We start from the raw sequence: 19,545 nt of genomic DNA, 5'->3' as shown, positions 1-19,545 counted from the left end.
CGTCTTAACTTTCTCTCTACTTTTTCTGGGTAAGGTCACTACTTGGATGACAGATAGTAGTGCGAAAGTCTCTTACAACTTACTTTTAATTAGTCTAACCCATGCGTGCCAATCCCTCTCACCAAGATTGCTTTCAAAAGATAGGAGATCCTTTACAGCTTTTGAGCAAATTTCTTCACTTGGAATTGATAACTCCTTATTCATTGCTAACGTTAAACATTGAGTTTTGCACGCTTGTTCTAAATGATACGTGTAAAACATTGCTTCTTGTATAGTCCGACCACACGTTATAGATCCATGATTACGCATTAACATGACAAAATTTTCTTTCAGATCAGCTATTAACCTCTTTCCTTCTGTATCGCTAAGTGCTAGGGAATTATAATTATGGTAAGAGATTTTATTGTAAAAGTGCAGTGCCCATTGACTTATAGGAAGCAGCCCATCTTTGAGAGAAGAAACCGCTACAATAGAAGGTGTATGCAAGTGAAAAATTGCTTGAATATCTTTCCTTGCTTGATAAACAAAACCATGAATTATATAGCCAGTTCTATTATATTGATATTCTTTGCCTTCAATTACATCTCCATCAAATGATACTTTCATTAACGAACGTTCATCTACTTCATCAAAACGCATACCAAACGGATAAATATAAAACGACTTTTGATCTTCAGAACGCACTGAAAGGTGAGTATATGTATGATCATCGAACTTAAGGTAGGACAAAATCTGATAGGCATAGACTAGATCCCTTTTTACTCTGCTCTTTGTTAACAACACAATCCTCTGTTAGAATCTTCTGAAGGTTTATACGCGAAAAGAGACTTGTAGTAAACTAATAAGTCTATGCCACTCTGTCTTGCTTTCTGAATACCAAACACTTTTGTGTTGTAGCTTGCTTAAAAATAGTTATCGTTATTATAGAGTTTATATACAGAATTTATGTTTTTAAATTACATAATATCTTAACTACAAAAATAATTTTCTATATAATATTTCATATGTTTTAAAGCTTCATTTTTATGTTATTATAAATGTAAGTTTCAAGATTGAAAATAATATGGTAAATATTAACACAAAAAAACAGCCAGCAGGATTTTTCATATATCTCTCTGGTCTTTCGGGAAGTGGTAAACTTTCCACAGCAATAGAATTATCTAATATGATAAACGCATTAATTGTAAATAGTAAGTTCTATAACAATGTTCAAGCTTGCTCTATATACGATGGTGTCTTTGAACGTGATCAAATACCTAAAGAAGTTCAAGATAGAATATATGGCATTATGCAAATTATGCTTCAGGTAATAGAAAATTATCCGATTCACTCAAAAAATTACATATTTATTGATGAGTTGATGGAAAATAATGACCAGAACATGAGGATGTATGATTCAATAGTAAGGCTTAGTAAAAAAATGAACACAGAAATCCTTCCTGTGGTACTTAGGTGTGATCTACCGACATTACAAAAGCGTATTGCATTAAAAAGGCAAAGAAAAAATAGGAAGGTGATTAATCTAAATAGCATGATAGAGCAATGTAGGATTAACAATTTATTTACACCACCGAGTGCTATAGAGATAGAAAATTCAAATATGAGTATAAAAGAAGTAGCTCAAGAGATAGTAAACCAGATGCACAAGCTTAGCCAAATTGCGTGTATGCAAAAAAATAGTCTATAGCAATTTCATATACTGAGGCTCATTTAAATATAGAGCTTCAACTTCATTTAATTTTTGCTTGTTCTTTAGTCTATAATGAACTAATAGCCCTGCATGGCTAGCATTTAAATTGCAATCCATATGTGTACTGCTTGTAGCGTGACCAGGGTCACATGCTGCAGTTGGACCAGACAGCGGCAATAAATTGAAATCAAATAACTGTGTATAAAACCCTTGAGCATTTTTGATTATAGCTCTGATATTTTTTTTGCTATTTGCACAAAGCAAAGATATTGCGTAGGCTTGAACTTCCAGCGCACTAACCCCGTATAACGGCTTATTTGTAGCAAGATTTATACCTTGTGCAGCTGATATACCAACTCTAATTCCAGTGAAACTTCCTGGTCCAACTACTACCGCCAAATGATCTATTTTATCATAATTATAGTTGTGCTTATCAAATAAAGTACTTAGTATTTGAAAAAATGATTCTGCATGACTATTGCTGGTGGAATTGTGCTCTACAAAACAGTTACCATCATAATCAACTATTGCTATTGAACTACCAATACCTACAGTATCAATCGCTAAAATAGACATTACTTAAGCTTATCATAGAGTTTTGAAAATATCATAGTAAAGGCACCATTACCCATAACATTTGCTGAAGTGATTATTGGATCAAACACTATATACAATGCTGTGATTAACGAAAGCATTTCTGGAGAAAATTTGAGGTATTTCTCAAGAATAGGTAGCATTACCATAATTCCTCCTGCCGGCACTGCAACGATAGCAAACTTAAATAACAAAAAATAGAGAAGGAAAGTTACATAGTCTGTTGTGCACAATGAATAACCGGAGGCAATTATCATTGATAATATTATGATAAAAAAGCAATCACCTACTAAATGAAAGCTAGCAGTTATTGGCACAACAGACGATGCTATGTCAGGTTGCTTTACATTTTTTTTGCTTCCTTCAAGACTAAGAGGCATAGTTGCATTACTAGACATTGTGCTCATCGCAGTAATAAATGCCGGTATCATATTGCCTATACTAGCTATCCAGCTTGTGATCTTGAATGAATTTGCTGCTCCATATAAGAGGAAAACATAAAGGTAGGTTGCAGATGCTATAATAATGAAAATTATTGAGTAATCCTTAAATATTATAGATAAAACTTGATCATGCTGCATTTTTAAAGCAAGCCCAAGTACAAATATTGGAATAATCGGCGTCAAAAACGTCTTCAAAATAAAGAGAGTTAAATCTAACATTTTGTTCGAAAGCTCTTTGCTTTTCTTGGGTAGCAGTGTGGACACTACTATGCTGGACACAAATCCACAGGCAAGGGCATAAAAATTAGAAAGCAATGCAGGCAGCCTAAACGACCATAAGGGAACAATTGTTTCTTCATACGTTATATCTTGTATTGAATGAGTGTTTTGTATGATGAAATGCCCAACAGAATAAGCTATTAAACTTGAAGCCAGATTTGACAAGAAGATCATTATAATAAGTAACAATATGAACTTTATAGCTGACTGCTTAAGATTGTTAACACTGCTAAAGATTAACGCAAAAATAATAAAAGGCATTATAAATAGCAAAACCTCTTTTATACTCAGGCTCGTTGAGTACAAGAAGGTTTTTGCTTCCATTGGAACTAAATGACCAAAGAATGCAACTGAAGTGATGACCGTGAGTAAGATTAATAGTTGTAGCACGTTCTTATATACCAATGTCCTACGGACATATATATGGTAAGTTAGTTGTTAAGTAAAGCAAAACTGTCTAAACTGCACAGCAAATGGTGTAATGAAAGTAGCTGACACTGGAATGACAAAGAAGAGTGAAATTAGCACTCACTTATTATTCGTGTCGTTTTCAGTAAAAGCCTCCTCCCATGTGCCTTGAGTTGCTGCACGGCTATACTCTGTTACTCTATTTTCAAAGAAATTCGTATGTTCCACGCCATTTAGTATTTCATCAAGCCACGGAATAGGATTATCATTAACATCATATATGGACTCAAGACCTAATTGCATTAACCGTCTGTTTGCTACGTAGCGTATGTAATTGCGCACTTCTTCTGCAGATAGTCCTTCAACGTCTCCGAAATTAAAAGCAAGCTTTATAAACTCATCCTCAAGCTCAACAATAGTGCGGCATGCAGAATATAATTCCTCTTTAAACTCATCGTTCCAAATTTCATTATTCTCTTTAATAAATGTATTAAATAACATAATAATTGAATTGGTGTGCAAAGTTTCATCACGGGCTGACCAGGCAATTATTTGTCCCATGCCTTTCATTTTTCCAAAGCGTTGAAAATTGAGCAAAATTGCAAATGATGCGAATAACTGCAACCCCTCGGTAAATGCACCAAACACCGCTAGAGTTTTAGCTACATGTTTTTTATCGTGTTTTTTGCTTTCCTCGAATTCTAACATGTATTCATACTTCTTTCTCATAGCATCATACTTTAAGAATGCTTGATACTCGCTTTCTGGCATGCCAATTGTGTCTAAAAGATAAGAATAAGCTGCAATGTGTATAGTTTCCATATTGGAAAAGCTTGCAAGCATCATGCATATTTCTGTTGGCTTAAATATATTTGAATAATGCCTCATGTAGCAGTTATTTACTTCAATGTCTGCCTGAGTAAAGAATCTAAAAATCTGAGTTAGTAGATTTTTCTCTACGTTTGAAAGTTTAGTTTTCCAATCCTTTACGTCATCAGCAAGCGGAACTTCCTCAGGTATCCAATGGATTCTTTGTTGCTGCAGCCACGCATCATACGCCCAAGGGTAATTAAAAGGTTTGTATATTGGATCTGCTTTTAACAATGACATAAGACACCTATTATTTTCTAAAGTAAATATTATATTAAGTGATATTGAGAATCAGTCAATTTAACTTTTTTGAAATTTGACGGCAGATAATTTATTAGTGTATTATAGCTTCAAGTAATTTATCAACAGAAATGCGAGTATTAATATCTTTTATTTTATTATTTACAGTGAGCTGCACTCACACTATTCACAATCACGGAGCTCCTGGCATTAGTGTTGAATTGTGGAGCAAGATAAAAGTAGGTGACGATAAAGAAAAAGTGGTTCACACTTTAGGATCACCAACATTGGTATCAAAGTTCGATGACAATGTTTGGTACTATGTCTCATATAAAATTAAACAAGCCAATTTTTTAGGAAAAAGGAAGTATAGTAGTAAGTCTCTGCAAATTTCATTCGACCAAGACGGTAAAGTTGAAGATACAAAAGAAACTGACATCTTAGAGAGATCTTTGGCTGTTTCTGATTGAAAGTTTGCTAACTATAGAGTTTTTCTCACTCTTCTTTGCATCCAAGAACCGTATAACGTCATCCCAGTGTCAAGCACTGGGATGACACCATTTGTTGTAAACTCACTTTTACTCTATGGTTATACTACCTTGCTGCTATCCTGAACGGACAATGGCGTCAACTTAAGAGCCTCCATTAGCAAACTCTCCTAAAGACATGATGGCGTTTAGGCTTATCTACCTTATCGCGGCTATACAATCGTCCTGGTCGGATTTTAACTTTAGCGCGTATACTTGCTCTATCAAAAAGGGCTTGAAAGTTTTTTGGCGCAATAAGTACCTGATAGAGTTTCTGCCTCATTACACCAAATAAAACTGAAAAATTTAAACGATACTCAGCAATTTGATCTGGATTCCAAGGCCCTTGTGCATCACACATATGAAGCGACAATATATTACACATGACTAAGTTTGCCCAAAATTCTTGTAATACAGCCTCTAAATTTACGCCAGAAAAATTCTCTAATTCTGCACCTATTTTGAGTCGTTTATAGCACTCCTCTATATGCCACCTTAACACATAAGCTTTGCTGATATCTTCCAAAATAAATTTTACTCGGTCAAAAAGTGAAGTAATCAATACCTCTGTTTCTCAGTTGGCTAATGTCAGCACTATAACTCTTACTTTCTGTCCTTTCATTTTATTTTTTAGCTTTTCATTTTCTAATATAAAATCGAAATCTAATTCGCCAGCGTTCCCATAGCTTGCTATAATTTCTTTTTTGCAAGCGAAAAATAAAATCTACTTCCAAATCATAATGCTGCTGAATGAATTTTACTGAAGACGATCATAGATAAATAATAATTTCTTTTGATTTAATGAACGCATTTGAGTGATAACTTCGGGTAATTGCTCTTCCGCCAACGTTTGTTCACCTATATTCCAAGCGGCTTTGTTGCATCGCTACTTATGAAAGGCTAACTATAGTTAGGATTATAAGCAACCTATTGAAAATCTTGTTTTTTTGCAATCAATCTGATCAAATTTAAGAATAGTAATTTGTTATTTATATTAATAAATTTAATTCTATTGAAAATAGCTAAAGCATTGAAATTCTTGAATTTTAGCCGGATTGGTAAATGGTAGTGAAATTTCTTTTACTCAAATTTAGGTATTCATTGACCGTTCTTGTTATAAATACCAGAATAATAAGCTACTGATATTCCCTATCTTTTTTATCTTTAATCCATCATAGCTAGCGATGCAACAAAGCCATTCCAAGCCGCAAGACGAGCACTACAAATCAGCGAAGTACACAAATCAACAAACAAATTGCCAATGGTGGCATTGTGCCTGTTGTTCCATTTGGTTTAAAGCGGCCAAACTCGGATACAATTTCCTCAGAGCTGGGTAATCTCATACCAGAACCATCTGCTGCAATAAGTCTATAGCCTCTCCAACTCAGGTTCATCCTGATAGGCTGTTTGGATGCTTAAATTCTTGAAAGCCTGTATGGCAAATCTTATACCTTGCTTTAGAAAAAGCTTGCTTTGAGGGTACATGTCAATGGCTCCATAAGTTCACATTCTATTCCCAAACTTTTTTTAACTAACTTTAAAATCATAGAAAATACTGTCGAAAAAGGAAGTTTTCTTGTTCGTGTAAAACTGTTTTTTCCAACACAATGGATTCTCTGAAAAGCTTTCGAGTATATTATATTTTTAATTTGTAGAATAAGATTTTTTCCTTTTTGTTTGGTAGAAGTCATAGTTTTAAATCCTCCTGATTAAGTTTTATCGCTATGACTCCCCCACCAGAACCGTGCTTGCAGCTTTCCCGCACACGGCTCCACAATGTAGTATTCACAGCATTTCCTATTTTGTATATAATGAGTAGCATATTCTTGGTTTTGGTAATGGATTAACTTGTAGATAGTGTATAAATTGCTTTGAATTCATACTCTTCTTCTGACTACGTCGGTTTATCCATTTATACGCTAGCTTGATTACCCGCCAGAAGAATTTATTCAACCACCGGTAATTTCCGCTAACTCCGAAGTAGTTATAGTGTCCTGTTAGTTTTGCTTTAAGTATTGACCACCAATCTTTAAGGTGAACTTTATTTCGGATCTTTTTCACCCATTCTTTGATTTCTTTAAGTTTTCTAGATAGATTTTCTTTCGAGGTTTTATGACCTACCATTACTCTACCTTTACGACTCCTTGTACCATAATGGGTGAATCCTAGAAAGTTGAAACTTTCCGTTTTTCGTTTCTCCCTTATTCCTTGTTGCCACTCCTTTTTGCCAAACTTTACTATTCTTGTTTTGTCTTCAGATATTTCCAGTCCAAATTTTCCTAGCCTTTGTTTCAGTGACTCTAAGAGTTCTCTAGCATCTTTTTCTCTTTCGCAGCAAATCAGGTGATCGTCTGCATACCTAACTAGCTCCATATAACCTTTAGATCTTAGCTTGAATTTCTTTTCAAACCACAAATCCAGCACATAATGCAACTATATATTAGCTAGTATAGGACTTACTATTCCCCCCTGAGGTGTGCCTAGTTCAGTTGCTTCATAATGTCCTGCTTCGACTACTCCTGCCTTAAGAAATCGTTTTACTAACCACAGTATGTTTGGGTCTGTTATCCGTTCTCTCAAGCATCTCATTAGCCATTTGTGCTGGACATTATCAAAGAATTTCTTGATATCAACTTCTACTACATAGTTAGTTGGTCTGTACATAACTGCTTTATTTAGTGCATTTACCGCTTGATGACAGCTTCTACCAGGACGAAAACCATATGAGTTATCCAGAAAGTTAGCTTCATAAATATTTTCTAATATCTTCTTCAGCATTATCTGGACTAACTTATCTTCTGTAGACGGTACTCCAAGCCCGCGTTTCTCTTTGCTTCCAGCTTTTGGTATATATACTCTTTTCACTGGTTGCGGTTGATATCGCTTTCTTTTCATACTATCCACCAGAGTGTTGAGCTTCTCTTCAAGATTTTCTCCATAAGCTTCTACTGTCACCTGGTCTATACCGCATGCTTTGTTATGCTTTAGCTCTTTATAACATTCAGCAAGATTCTCTGCGTTTATCAGATGAATTAACGATTAAATTTCAATCGTTTATCTTGCCTGGCTCTTACTGCTATCTGATTTAGTTTTCTTTGCACGTTATTCCAACCTCCGTTGTATTGGCATAGCAATTCCTAAACCAGTCACTATATTGCTGACCGCTTCCCCTTGTATGTGGCTTTCCCACACTCTGAGTACTATCAATCAGTCCGACTTCCTTTATATCTTCCGTCAGTACTCGCCTTTGTTGACTTGTTCCAACGTACCTTAATAGGAATACAAAGGATCTCCCAAGTTTACGTAAACTCCATCTCAACACGTGATACGGCCTCAGATCCCGATAGAGTGAGTGATAACTTGCCCTATTGTTACCCTTCTTGCTGTCTTCCACTATATGCAACGTGTCGACCTCTATGACATCGAGAATTTCGGGACTCAATACCTTCACTTTCGTTGTACCCTGTGTTGTCCATTCCACTAGCTTTACTACGCTCGTTACCTTACGCAGCATAGTGGTTTGTTCCAGCCTGCTGGCTAGGCTTTGCCTGGGTTGGATTTTCACCAACTGGACTTTACGCACTTTGCTTGGCGCACGCATGTTTCACCTAAAAAGGACACATTTTAGACTTCTTTGTTGAAATAAAACAGAAACAAAAGTGCTGTTTATTGCACTCTTTGGATAATTTAATGATAAAAAATTTAGAGAGAAATTTTATACACTATCGCTGATATTTTTCCTTAAGTTGACGCCATTGTGTGAACGGTTACGGTTTCCCGTCTTCACCATGCTATATAGAAAAAAGTCTGGATTCCAATTTGCATGACAATATGGAGTATCTGCTTCTTTCATCCCAGTGGGATCTTTTATTCCATTTTATCAACAGTTTGTTTTGCAGTATCAAACAATTTTAATCCTATAATCCCGAATGTAACTAAAATAAAGCATATTACTTCGAATAAATTAACTGGTTCATCAAATAGGTAAACTCCAAGTATCGAAGCTCCTATAGCGCCCACTCCAGTCCAAATTGCATAGCATACTCCGATAGGTATAGAACGTGTAGCGAGCGAAAGTAAATATGTACTAAGAGCCATGGAGAGTATGCTAATTATTGATGGTACGAGATGAGTAAATCCATAACTATGCTTAAGTGTTATGACCCAGAACACTTCAATTAGTGACGATAAGAGTAAATATATCCAATTCATGCATAAATTTTTAGGTTTAAATAGAGAGCTTTAGCCCTATGCTTCCTATTACAATTAAAACGATACATAAAACTTGAGATAAATTAATATTCTCTGTGAAAGCGGTTGCACCAATTATAGTTATTCCAATTGTGCATATTCCAGAGGAAACTGCATAGCATACTCTAATAGGTAGAAAGCATGCTGCAAGAGATAAAAAATAAATGCTAATGATCATAATTACCAATGTTGCAATCGAAGGCACAACCTTAGTAAAACTGTTACTAAACTTTAGCGTTACAGCCCACAGTATCTCCAGGATACTAGACAGCAACAAATATAACCAGCACATTTTCGTAACATTTTAAACTCGTATTGTAACAGAAATTGTTAGCTAAGGCTATACTAAAGTGCAATAGGTCTCTCTTTCGAAATTGCTTTAATATCAAACTTAAAACAACATCCTAAAAAACTTTTCTACGAAATTCAATTCCTGCACGTCATTTGCTGCATAAAGTGGTGTAGTTTGTTGCTCAATACCTGGTATTTCTACAAAAACTTTGCCCACTTCTTGACCTTTTTTAATGGGTGCAGGTATCATATCTTTATATTCAATACGCACCTTAATTTGGTCATGCAATTTGCGGTTGTAAGTTATGGTAACATCGTTTGCAACTGTAATAGGCACTTTTCTATCTTTTCCATAGAGAACATTTACTTCCTCAACTACGCTGTCTTTAACGAATATTTTCTTAGTGTTAAAATGATTTAAGGAGTATTGTATCAATCTTTTTGCTTCTTCTATTCGCTCTTTCTCAGTGTTTAAACCATTTACGACAGCAAAAATTCTCCTATCATTTCGTTTTGCAGATGCTACAATGCCGTAACCACCAGCATTTGTATAACCGGTTTTTAAGCCATCAACCCCAATATCGTGAAAAAGTAGAAGATTTTTATTCTTTTGTACAATTTCATTATATGTCAAATACTGTTCGGAAAATAAATCATAATATTCAGGAAAATCAGTGAAAATCCTTTTTGCCAGCATTACCAAGTCTTTTGCGTTCATAAAATGATCTTCATCTGGCCACCCGCTTGAGTTGACAAAATGACTGTCATTCAGATTCAAATTTTGTGCAACTTCATTCATTTCAGCCACAAAATTCTCTTCTGATCCTGCAATGCCCTCGGCTAGTGTTATGCAGGCATCATTGCCTGAGACTATTGTAATTCCTTCAAGTAATTCCCTCACCGTAACGGATTGACCTTCTTTCAAAAACATAGAAGAGCCTCTCCTTTCCCACGCTTTTCTACTTACTCGAAATTTATCCTCCATGTGTATTATTCCAGCTTTTAGATAATCGAAGGCTATATATAAAGTCATTAGCTTGCTCATTGAAGATGGGGCCATTTTTTCATCGGAATTATGGTCAAAAATGAATGAGTCTGAAGCTAAATCTAAGACTACTGCTTGCTTTGCTTTGGTTCTAAACTGGTATGAGTATGAAGAAAAAGGAAGTATAAAAACTAATAGCAAAATTACCAATCTGCTTAACATATCTATAATTTTAAATTTATAGTGTACTAATTAATAGTATAATTTTACAGGGGCATTTCAATAGATCTCTTGCATAAAAATTCCTTGACAAACCTCGCCAGCCCCCTTATCATGAAACTGAAGCTATTTATTTATCTTCTCTGTACAGATTAAATGACAAAAAAACTCACGTATCTGGCGTCTCATGTTTAATTTTTTGCACTATGTGCACCTTATGTCTTTATAAAATTTCTAGGTTTTTACCTAATATAAGCTAAAATGCGCTTATAAAGCATTTAAAACATAAAAAAACGCCAACTTAAAAAATGGATAGTGAATAACTAGCTACCCTAGGGTTTCTTTTGCCTTTTTTTCTGTTTAGTAAATTTCTTAAACATTTATGACTAAAGGTTAGTTGCATTAAAAAGCAGCTAAATCGCGGTTATTAAGCGTTTAGAATAAAAAAACGCCATACTTGAAAGTATAATGTAAGTCATTAGCCAACCACGGGGCTTCTTTTGCCTTTTTTTTCGTTTGGTAAATTTCTTAAATATTTATAGCTAAACGACAACCGTCATCCCGCTACGTGTTAGCGGGATCTATGCCAAGAGATACCGTGAATGAATCGCGGTATGACGTAGGATTGCTGTCATTCCGCTGCTTGTTAACGGCTGAATACCGCGAATGAATCGCGGTATGACGGTTAAGTATCCCGCTGCTTGGATGACAGCAGATCACCTCTTCACAAAGATTTTATCAGTAATACGCATATCAATAATACTCCAATCGCTGAAAGTAAAATCAGTTGTATTGTGTAAGTGGTTTAAATAGTCCCATGCACTATAAGGGTTATCTTCAGGCAGTTTTACTGTGGAATCGTTATCAAGTATGATATTCCACCTTCTATTCCCTATATAAGCAAAAGAAGAAATGTGGTCTCTTAATTGAGTTTTACTCTCCAACACATCTCTAACAAATTCTAGGTTTGATAACGAGTTTTGTCCTGTAATTACAACAAGATCATCTACTAGATAGTCATCTACGATCACTTTACCTTCAAAATCAATTACCGAGGTTTTGTTATTATCTTTCCAGAGAGCAAACGGTTTATGCTCATCTATATTAATGTGTAGAGTATTGGGCAAAATTCTGTGAACTCTTACGTGTTTTATCCATCTGCTTACGGATTGTATGTTACCGGCAAGTTTTGAAAGTGACATATACAGGATAGGTTGCGTTCTATCTGTCAAACTTAGAATATCCTTTTTGTTTGTAAATTTATTGCCGCTCACGACTACTTCATCGATTGAAAATCCACTACTGAGTAATAAACTGGATAGGCAGTCATTATACCAAGTAAAGTAGTAATTAAATCGATTTATTATTTTATCAAGTGAGCTGTAGAGTATTAGCGTAAGAAAAAGTGCTGTGATAATAACCAAGGCACACTTACGCAAAAAACTCCTTTGGCTTCTAGTAATACTGCTCAACATGACTTAAATCCCTAATATTTTTGTGCTGCAAACTATCTTCAATAATAATTTTAACTAATCCATTAAAATTGATTCCTTTTGCCAATTTTGCAATTTCTGGCACTAACGATAACTCAGTAAAGCCAGGATGTGTATTAATCTCAAGCATTTTTAAAGTGTTATTCTTGGGATTATAACGAAAGTCTGAGCGGGAAATAGTTTTGCATCCTAAAAATTGATGAACTTTCAGTGCGTGTTCCAAGGTCATTTTATATATATTGTCAGGAATTTCAGCAGGAAATATATGTTCTGCAAATCCATCTGTATACTTTGCTTCATAATCATAGAATTTATTTTTTGGTCGTATTTCCATAGTGCCAATTGCTTCATCTAGCAATACAGCAGTATGTAACTCTATGCCCGGTATGTATTCTTCTACGATCATCAAATCTCTTGTCATAGAAGTAGCTCCTTCCTTGTCATCCAAGTAGTCAGATACTGTTTTTTTTTCCTGGTCACGCGCTGGAATGACATCAAATTTCAGTTTTAAATAATCCTCATGTGAGGAAACAATATGTACTCCGATGCTAGAGCCTTCATTAATTGGTTTTAAGACGTACGGATAATCAATTTTAATATTATTTTTTAGTAGATCTTCTCGGCTAATTACATAACCTTTTGGAGTATCAATACTAAGGGACCGGAATATATGCTTTGACATTGCCTTGTTCATAGCAACAGCCGAAGCCATAACTCCTGAGTGTGTATATTTTATACCTAAGATTTCCAATAAACCTTGAATGCAGCCATCTTCACCATAAGGTCCATGCAGAGCGATAAAAGCAAGGCCCGGATTAATTTTTTTAAGCTTTTCAGCAATGTTGCTGTCAACATCTATTTCTATTGCATTATATGAAAGGCTATCAAGTGCCTTCTTTACTGCTTTTCCGCTCATAAGCGATATTTCTCTCTCACAAGAAAATCCACCACTTAAAATTGCTATAGTTGGAACCATGGGCACTCTTAGAAGAACCTTATTAATTATAACTACATATATGAACCTTGTAAACAGAAGGGAAAGTTAGCTTGGAGGTTTATAATCTACTGCCACTGTCTTTGCAATTTTATCATGAAGAAACTGCTTGCGTTGGTCAAATATTGCACATATGAAAATTAGTATTGTGGTCATAAAGATTAAGCCTAATAAAGGATCAAACCACCATTCAGAGGTATACTTATCAAAAAATTTCCTTCTCGTGATGAATATGGGGAAGCAAATAACTTCAAATGAAATATGCCTAACTATTGCTTGCACTAGAGTAACATTTTCAAGTGTATTTGCATCTTTGATATTAATACCGCATAACAATTGTCCTGGAGTACCACCAAATCTTCTTATCATGAATACTCCGAATACTATCGATAGCAAAAAAGATAAGCAAATACGTATAATTAATAATTTAGGTCTAGCAATGTGAAAAACCACTCTTACAAGAATCAAACAGAATAAAGGAATTCCCTTAATAATAAGACTGTCAATAATATGCGCTAACACACGCCTAGTTATTCCCACATATACATAGTTTAATTTTGGGTAGCATGCTTCAGACCTATAATCCATTACTACTGTTTTTGTAATTTTGTCGTAGAAAAGCTGCTTGCGCTTATCAAATATTGCAAACATTAGAACCAATATTGGTAAAATAAAAAACCACTCAGAAATGTAGGTGGGTACCCACAAAAGTGCTTTGAGAGTGCTTCTCATCACTACTTGCATTAAAGCAGCGTTTTTAAGTGTGTTTGCATCTTTTATGTATATACCAAGTAGCAACTTTCCTGGAGTCCAACCAAGTCTTGTTATCATTAATACTTCCAATGCTATATATACTAAATCTTTCAATAATATATCTAAGTCTTCTAATATTTCATATCGCTCTGATATAAGGTCATTATTAGTGTCAATATCAGGAAAGACATAATTAAAAACATCGGCAAGGGGCTCTCCTGATAATATGAATAAAATTAATAAATAAAATAATGAATAACAGACTAGGAATATAATTTGGTCAACTATATAAGCTGCAGCACGCTTAGTTATTCCTGCATATTTTACTTTAATATCCATTTTATACCCCATATGATCCGTCTAATGTACCTATTAACAGTTAAATAGCAGTAAAATTGCTGTATTACTATTTGTATTCTCAAGTAAACTAGTTATGCTATCAAGGACATAAACAATACAGCCACTTTCAGCAATGCAAAACAATAATTGTGAGATACAAGAGAAATTTTCTTTTTCCTTCAGTAGCATTATTCTAAATTTTCGTCAAAATAAGCTGTTTTATCCTTTTTTTCCTTATACTCTTCTGCAGTATAGAGAGGTTGCTTCTTAGCTGTGATATTTGGCCATTTTTGTGAGTATTCTACGTTTATGTTGTAAAATGATTTGAAGATTTTTTGTTCACTGTTCAGTAACTCTTCATCTAGTTCTAAAATATCTTTTATGGAATCATCAGTTACAATTGCATCTACTGGACACTCAGGTATGCACACTCCGCAATCAATACATTCATCTGGGTTAATCACGAGCATGTTTTTACCTTCATAGAAGCAGTCAACGGGACATACTTCCACACAGTCCGTATATTTACATTTTATGCATTTATCTGTAACAAAATGCGTCATAAAACACTGTATATTTGTATTATCTTGGGTACACTAAATTGATAAGAAATTCAAGTCTTTTATGAAGATAAATAAATTGAACAACAAAGAATTAGAAGTATGGTTAAGCTTGGCTAGAACTATAGGACCAATAAAGTTTTTTAGTATACTAAGAACACATGGATCGCTAGATGAGGTGTTGAAATATCTCAATAGGGTGGCTAATAATAAGGTGTATGGCATTCAAGATGCACGAGAAGAAATCAATAATGCAGAAAGAATTGGAGCTAAAATTATACCCGCATGTGACCCAGATTACCCTGATCTTTTAAGAAATATCTCTAGTTGTCCTCCTGTAATAACTGCGCTTGGTGATATATCATTATTAAGCCGTGAGATAATTGCAATAATCGGTGGGCGTAACTCTTCAATGAATGGAAGAAATTTTGCCAATAAGTTGGCACTTGATTTAAGCGAAGCTGGTTTTGTTATTGTTTCTGGACTTGCAAAAGGAATCGATACTGCAGCAAACAGTGTAATATACAAAAATCATCCCACTATCGCTGTTACAGCAAGCGGAATTGATGTGGTGTATCCAAAAGAGAATTTTGATCTATACAAAAAAATCACTGGGAACGGTGGGTTAGTAATTACTGAGCTTCCATTTGCTACTAAACCAAAGCCTCAATATTTTCCTCAAAGGAATCGAATTATATCTGGCCTATCGCTAGGTGTTGCAGTGATTGAAGCATCGAAACGTTCTGGCTCTCTAATAACAGCAGATTTTGCTTTAAATCAAGGGAGAGAGGTATTTGCAGTTTCTGGTTTCCCTTTAGATTCACGTTGTAGTGGTAGTAATTATTTAATTAAAAACGGTGCTAAGCTTATCGAATCCGCTGATGACATAATAGAGAGTATTAGGTTTAGTTTACCTCCGCAGCAAAAAAAACTATTTGATGTTGAACACTATGCTGTTAACCAAAAACAAGAAAAATTACAACAGGCAAAATCTGTTATAGTTGATCATATTAACTCTGTACCTGTTGATATAGATGAACTTATATTAGCAAGCGGACTTTCTACCAACATAGCTCTAATGGCTCTTTTAGAACTAGAGTTGGAAAACAAAATAGAGCGTTCCCCGGGGAATAAAATATCGTTAATTTTCTAGATTACTTTAGCTATACTAGATGCTCGTACAGACATATGCTTGACACTGGAATGATGCCATTTGTTATAGGATTCTTAGTTGCTGATTTTAGAATTGATAAGAGAAAACTTTTTTTCAACTTGTTGTATAATTTTATAAAAGTGATCGAAATCTAAGCTTGCACTGCCAATTAAAACTCCTGATAAATTTGAGATACTGAGCAAATTTTCTATATTTTCTGAACTGACTGAACCACCATATATAATGTGTTTTTTACCAGTACACAATTTTATTACCTCTATCACCTCAGTAATTGCATCATTATTTGGCACATGACCTGTGCCTATTGCCCATATTGGCTCATATGCTACGGTATATTCACCGTGTGTTGGCAAGCGGTTTTTACATTGATATTCTATTACTTCTTTTGTTTTTTCATTCTTATAATCTTCTGAATTTTCACCTACACAGATAATTGGATGTAAGCCTGATTCTATTGCTATTTCCGACCTAAGTTTTATTTCACTATCTTCTTCATTGGCCCTTTCAGAGTGCCCAAGTATTACGTAAGTACACCCTAGTTCTTTTAACATTTCTGCGCTAATTTCACCTGTGTAAGAACCGAACTTTTTATGATGGCAATTCTGTGCTCCTATATTAATATTATTGTTCAACTCTATACTGCTTGGAAATGACGTAAAAGGAGGGCAAATTACTAATTTAGAGGTAATTTCGTTGCTCTTGTTGTTAAGTTTGCCTATAAAGTCAACAAATGAAGAACGCATTCCATTCATTTTCCAATTTGCTACTATTAAAAAGGACATCAACTTTACTTATATAGGCAAGAGTGCCGGCTGTCGGACTTGAACTGACAACCTACTGATTACAAGTCAGTTGCTCTACCAATTGAGCTAAGCCGGCGTTAAACACATTAATAATATACAATTATCAATGAATTTTAGTCAACTAATTTTTAAAATACTGTATAATGAAAATAATATGAAAAAATTTTTACTGAAGCCAAAAAAGAGTCTAGGGCAAAATTTTATTTTATCGAGTGAGATAACAAAAAAAATCGTCGCTTTAGCTGGTAGTCTGGAAAATTTTAATGTCATTGAAATTGGTCCTGGATATGGTGCATTAACAAGAGAAATATTGGTGCATAATCCAAAGTCTCTACTTTCTATAGAAAAAGATAGAGATTTAGTAAAACACCATGATCAACTGCTAAATGAGCATCAAGGAAAGTATAAAATTATAGAAGCAGATGCACTGCACGTTATAGAAGAAGAGCTGATAGAGCGCCCAGTTAAAGTTATTGCTAACTTGCCTTACAATATCTCGGTAGTGTTATTTTTAAAGTGGTTAAATAATATAAAATTTTTTACGAACTTGACATTAATGTTTCAAAAAGAGGTAGCAGATCGCATTACGGCAAGACCCAATTCTAAAGATTATGGTCCCCTATCAGTGCTAAGCCAATTACTATGCGATATAAAAAAGGAATTTGATATTGAACCTAAAGAGTTTTTTCCAAGACCAAAAATACATTCTTCAGTAATTACAGTAAATCCTTTGCCTATCCCAAAATTTGCAGTAAATTTGGAAACCTTAACAAGATTAACACGTGCTGTTTTTTCTCAAAGAAGAAAGATGCTGAGAAATAGCTTGCAAAATATAACGAACCACGCTGAAACTGTCCTTGAAAACGCTAAATTGAGTGGAAATGAACGTCCAGAAAACTTAACTATTGAGCAGTTCTGTTTGCTGGCAAATAATGTGATTTTGCGATAAAATGTATTAGCAACCATATAGCCTTTCTATCTCCTAAAAACAGTTAGAGCTATACAATTAAAGGCTCCTAGCTAATTTTGCCTATTGCAATTTAATTAATTGGCGTATAAGCTTTAAATAAAGCCTATGAAAAAAATGGAAGCTTGTTATTCGTTTGACGATATACTTCTTTTGCCAGCCTATTCTAATATATTGCCTTGCGATGCAGATACAAAAACTTATTTAACAAATAGTATAGAACTAAATATCCCTCTCATATCCTCTGCAATGGATACTGTTACTGAATCGGGCTTTGCAATAGCTATTGCCCAACATGGAGGGATAGGTTGCATACATAAGAATTTATCAATAGATGAACAAGTTTTAGAAGTAAGAAGGGTGAAAAAATATGAAAGTTGGATCGTGTATAACCCAATTACGATTTCACCGGATAAAACAGTTGCGGAAGCAATTTCATTAATGAGAGAGCACAATTATTCTGGCATTCCTGTAGTCGATCAACGCAAGTTAGTTGGAATTTTAACTAACCGAGATGTGAGATTTATTGAAGACCAGAACATGAATGTAAAAGTTTCCGAAGTGATGACAAAAGATAAGTTAGTGACAGTGCGGGAGCAGGGAGTGAATAGTGCCTCAGCAATGAAATTGTTGCATGAAAATAGAATAGAAAAGCTTTTGGTCGTAGATGAAAATTCTTGTTGTATAGGTTTAATTACGGTTAAAGACATTGAAAAATACAATAGATACCCAAATTCATGTAAAGACAGTAAAGGGCGTCTCAGAGTTGCCGCTGCAATTGGCACTGGTAAAAAAGATGGTATAGACAGATGTGAAGCTTTGATCGGAGAAGAAGTTGATGTAGTTGTTGTGGATACTGCTCACGGTCATTCCGAAAACGTTATCAATACCATTAGGGAAATAAAAAAGATGTATCCTAATACGCAATTAATTGGCGGAAACATTGTAACAAAGGAGGCTGCTGAAGCGTTGATTGATGCGGGTGTTGATGCAGTGAAGGTTGGAATAGGACCAGGATCAATCTGTACAACCAGAATAGTTACAGGTGTTGGTGTGCCACAATTCTCTGCAATCAAGAATGTTGCAGAGGCGTGTAGAGCAAGAAACGTCAGACTAATTGCTGATGGTGGGGTAAAATACTCAGGAGATGTTGCAAAAGCTATTGCAGCTGGTGCTGACTCTGTGATGATTGGTTCGATTTTTGCTGGCACTGACGAAAGCCCAGGTGAGATTATCATGTATAAGGGCAGAGCATATAAAGGCTATCGAGGAATGGGATCTATTAGTGCAATGAAACGAGGTTCAGCTAGCCGTTATTTTCAAGATAAAGATTCAAAACTAAAATTAGTTCCACAAGGAGTGGAAGGAAGAGTTCCATTCAAAGGTCCAGCTTCAGGAGTAATCCATCAATTGATTGGCGGATTGCAAGCTGCAATGGGGTATACTGGTAATAGGAATATAGAAGAGATGAAAAAAAATTGTAAATTTGTTACTATTACTGCATCAGGATTAAGAGAGAGTCACGCTCATGATATAGTCATTACACAAGAAGCTCCAAATTATGCTTATCAAGCGTCCAATTTGTCAACCGATTCGGAGTAGTCCAGAAAAAGTAGAGAGAAAGTTAAGACGTTTTTGGAGTAAAATAAAACGTTTTTTCAAAAT

At 34.9% G+C, this 19,545-nt stretch carries 17 protein-coding genes, 1 tRNA gene and 3 pseudogenes; 5 read left to right on the top strand and 16 right to left on the bottom strand.

Annotated features, from left to right (window positions below):
- Nucleotides 1-72 precede the first annotated feature (72 nt).
- Nucleotides 73-783 (bottom strand): class II aldolase/adducin family protein, encoded by a 711-nt coding sequence (locus NL281_RS07360; RefSeq protein ID WP_182320803.1) that lies wholly within the window; start codon nt 781-783, stop codon nt 73-75.
- A gap of 280 nt (nt 784-1,063) precedes the next feature.
- Between NL281_RS07360 and NL281_RS07355 the strand changes: the two genes are divergently transcribed.
- On the top strand, nt 1,064-1,687 hold the full coding sequence (locus tag NL281_RS07355) for a DEAD/DEAH box helicase family protein (RefSeq protein ID WP_077188561.1): 624 nt from the start codon (nt 1,064-1,066) through the stop codon (nt 1,685-1,687).
- On the opposite strand, the gene tsaB is transcribed toward NL281_RS07355, so the two are convergent.
- The 3 genes from tsaB to NL281_RS07340 all read right to left on the bottom strand — a co-directional run bounded on the left by tsaB (nt 1,682) and on the right by NL281_RS07340 (nt 4,524).
- Nucleotides 1,682-2,266 carry a tRNA (adenosine(37)-N6)-threonylcarbamoyltransferase complex dimerization subunit type 1 TsaB gene (tsaB, locus tag NL281_RS07350; RefSeq protein ID WP_077188562.1) on the bottom strand — a complete coding sequence of 195 codons (585 nt, stop codon included), beginning with the start codon at nt 2,264-2,266 and terminating at the stop codon, nt 1,682-1,684. The two genes, NL281_RS07355 and tsaB, sit on opposite strands and share 6 nt — an antisense overlap.
- On the bottom strand, nt 2,266-3,396 hold the full coding sequence (locus NL281_RS07345; RefSeq protein WP_049973631.1) for a cation:dicarboxylate symporter family transporter: 1,131 nt from the start codon (nt 3,394-3,396) through the stop codon (nt 2,266-2,268). Before NL281_RS07345 ends, tsaB begins: the two co-directional genes overlap by 1 nt.
- 138 nt (nt 3,397-3,534) lie before the next feature.
- Nucleotides 3,535-4,524, bottom strand: a complete 990-nt coding sequence (locus NL281_RS07340; protein ID WP_182320796.1) for a ribonucleotide-diphosphate reductase subunit beta — start codon at nt 4,522-4,524, stop codon at nt 3,535-3,537.
- Between the two features lie 131 nt (nt 4,525-4,655).
- Here NL281_RS07340 and NL281_RS07335 point away from each other — a divergent pair, with 131 nt between their 5' ends.
- Nucleotides 4,656-4,994 (top strand): outer membrane protein assembly factor BamE, encoded by a 339-nt coding sequence (locus NL281_RS07335; RefSeq protein WP_006279908.1) that lies wholly within the window; start codon nt 4,656-4,658, stop codon nt 4,992-4,994.
- A gap of 175 nt (nt 4,995-5,169) precedes the next feature.
- Here the strand turns inward: NL281_RS07335 and NL281_RS07330 are convergent.
- The 10 genes and pseudogenes from NL281_RS07330 to NL281_RS07285 form a co-directional block, all read right to left on the bottom strand.
- Nucleotides 5,170-5,925 (bottom strand): annotated as a pseudogene (locus tag NL281_RS07330) (transposase); the annotation flags it as partial.
- A 323-nt stretch (nt 5,926-6,248) separates the two neighbouring features.
- Nucleotides 6,249-6,742 (bottom strand): annotated as a pseudogene (locus tag NL281_RS07325) (transposase); the annotation flags it as partial.
- A 106-nt stretch (nt 6,743-6,848) separates the two neighbouring features.
- Nucleotides 6,849-7,946 (bottom strand): annotated as a pseudogene (ltrA, locus tag NL281_RS09360) (group II intron reverse transcriptase/maturase).
- Nucleotides 7,947-8,918: 972 nt separating this feature from the next.
- Complete coding sequence (locus NL281_RS07315) at nt 8,919-9,263, bottom strand: DMT family transporter (protein ID WP_006279756.1); 345 nt, start codon at nt 9,261-9,263, stop codon at nt 8,919-8,921.
- A 16-nt stretch (nt 9,264-9,279) separates the two neighbouring features.
- The gene (locus NL281_RS07310; RefSeq protein WP_370273954.1) at nt 9,280-9,594 is read right to left on the bottom strand and encodes a DMT family transporter; all 315 of its coding nucleotides are present in this window, start codon (nt 9,592-9,594) and stop codon (nt 9,280-9,282) included.
- Between the two features lie 99 nt (nt 9,595-9,693).
- Nucleotides 9,694-10,800, bottom strand: coding sequence for a D-alanyl-D-alanine carboxypeptidase family protein (locus tag NL281_RS07305; RefSeq protein WP_010082605.1), 1,107 nt, complete (start codon nt 10,798-10,800; stop codon nt 9,694-9,696).
- A gap of 713 nt (nt 10,801-11,513) precedes the next feature.
- Nucleotides 11,514-12,272, bottom strand: a complete 759-nt coding sequence (locus NL281_RS07300; protein ID WP_253303262.1) for a cell division protein FtsQ/DivIB — start codon at nt 12,270-12,272, stop codon at nt 11,514-11,516.
- On the bottom strand, nt 12,253-13,272 hold the full coding sequence (locus tag NL281_RS07295; RefSeq protein ID WP_253303261.1) for a D-alanine--D-alanine ligase: 1,020 nt from the start codon (nt 13,270-13,272) through the stop codon (nt 12,253-12,255). The genes NL281_RS07300 and NL281_RS07295 overlap by 20 nt, the downstream gene beginning before the upstream one ends.
- A gap of 60 nt (nt 13,273-13,332) precedes the next feature.
- Entirely contained in the window at nt 13,333-14,376 is a 1,044-nt protein-coding gene (locus tag NL281_RS07290; protein WP_253303260.1) for an RDD family protein, read from the bottom strand.
- Nucleotides 14,377-14,564: 188 nt separating this feature from the next.
- Entirely contained in the window at nt 14,565-14,939 is a 375-nt protein-coding gene (locus NL281_RS07285) for a ferredoxin family protein (RefSeq protein WP_077188509.1), read from the bottom strand.
- Nucleotides 14,940-15,000: 61 nt separating this feature from the next.
- Here NL281_RS07285 and dprA point away from each other — a divergent pair, with 61 nt between their 5' ends.
- On the top strand, nt 15,001-16,089 hold the full coding sequence (gene dprA / locus NL281_RS07280; protein ID WP_253303259.1) for a DNA-processing protein DprA: 1,089 nt from the start codon (nt 15,001-15,003) through the stop codon (nt 16,087-16,089).
- 74 nt (nt 16,090-16,163) lie between these two features.
- Here the strand turns inward: dprA and NL281_RS07275 are convergent, their stop codons facing one another.
- The gene (locus NL281_RS07275) at nt 16,164-16,892 is read right to left on the bottom strand and encodes a triosephosphate isomerase (protein WP_253303258.1); all 729 of its coding nucleotides are present in this window, start codon (nt 16,890-16,892) and stop codon (nt 16,164-16,166) included.
- A gap of 24 nt (nt 16,893-16,916) precedes the next feature.
- A tRNA-Thr gene (locus NL281_RS07270) sits at nt 16,917-16,989 on the bottom strand.
- Nucleotides 16,990-17,067: 78 nt separating this feature from the next.
- Between NL281_RS07270 and rsmA the strand changes: the two genes are divergently transcribed.
- Nucleotides 17,068-17,862: a 16S rRNA (adenine(1518)-N(6)/adenine(1519)-N(6))-dimethyltransferase RsmA gene (gene rsmA, locus NL281_RS07265; RefSeq protein ID WP_253303748.1), complete on the top strand. Its 795-nt coding sequence runs from the start codon at nt 17,068-17,070 to the stop codon at nt 17,860-17,862.
- Nucleotides 17,863-17,988: 126 nt separating this feature from the next.
- On the top strand, nt 17,989-19,482 hold the full coding sequence (gene guaB / locus NL281_RS07260; protein WP_253303257.1) for an IMP dehydrogenase: 1,494 nt from the start codon (nt 17,989-17,991) through the stop codon (nt 19,480-19,482).
- The last annotated feature ends 63 nt before the right edge of the window (nt 19,483-19,545 follow it).

Origin of the sequence: Wolbachia endosymbiont of Phyllotreta cruciferae, from assembly GCF_918697765.1 — a bacterium.
Classification (GTDB): domain Bacteria; phylum Pseudomonadota; class Alphaproteobacteria; order Rickettsiales; family Anaplasmataceae; genus Wolbachia; species Wolbachia pipientis.
Note: the sequence above shows the minus strand (reverse complement) of the source record. Positions and strands in the feature narration are given on the sequence as shown.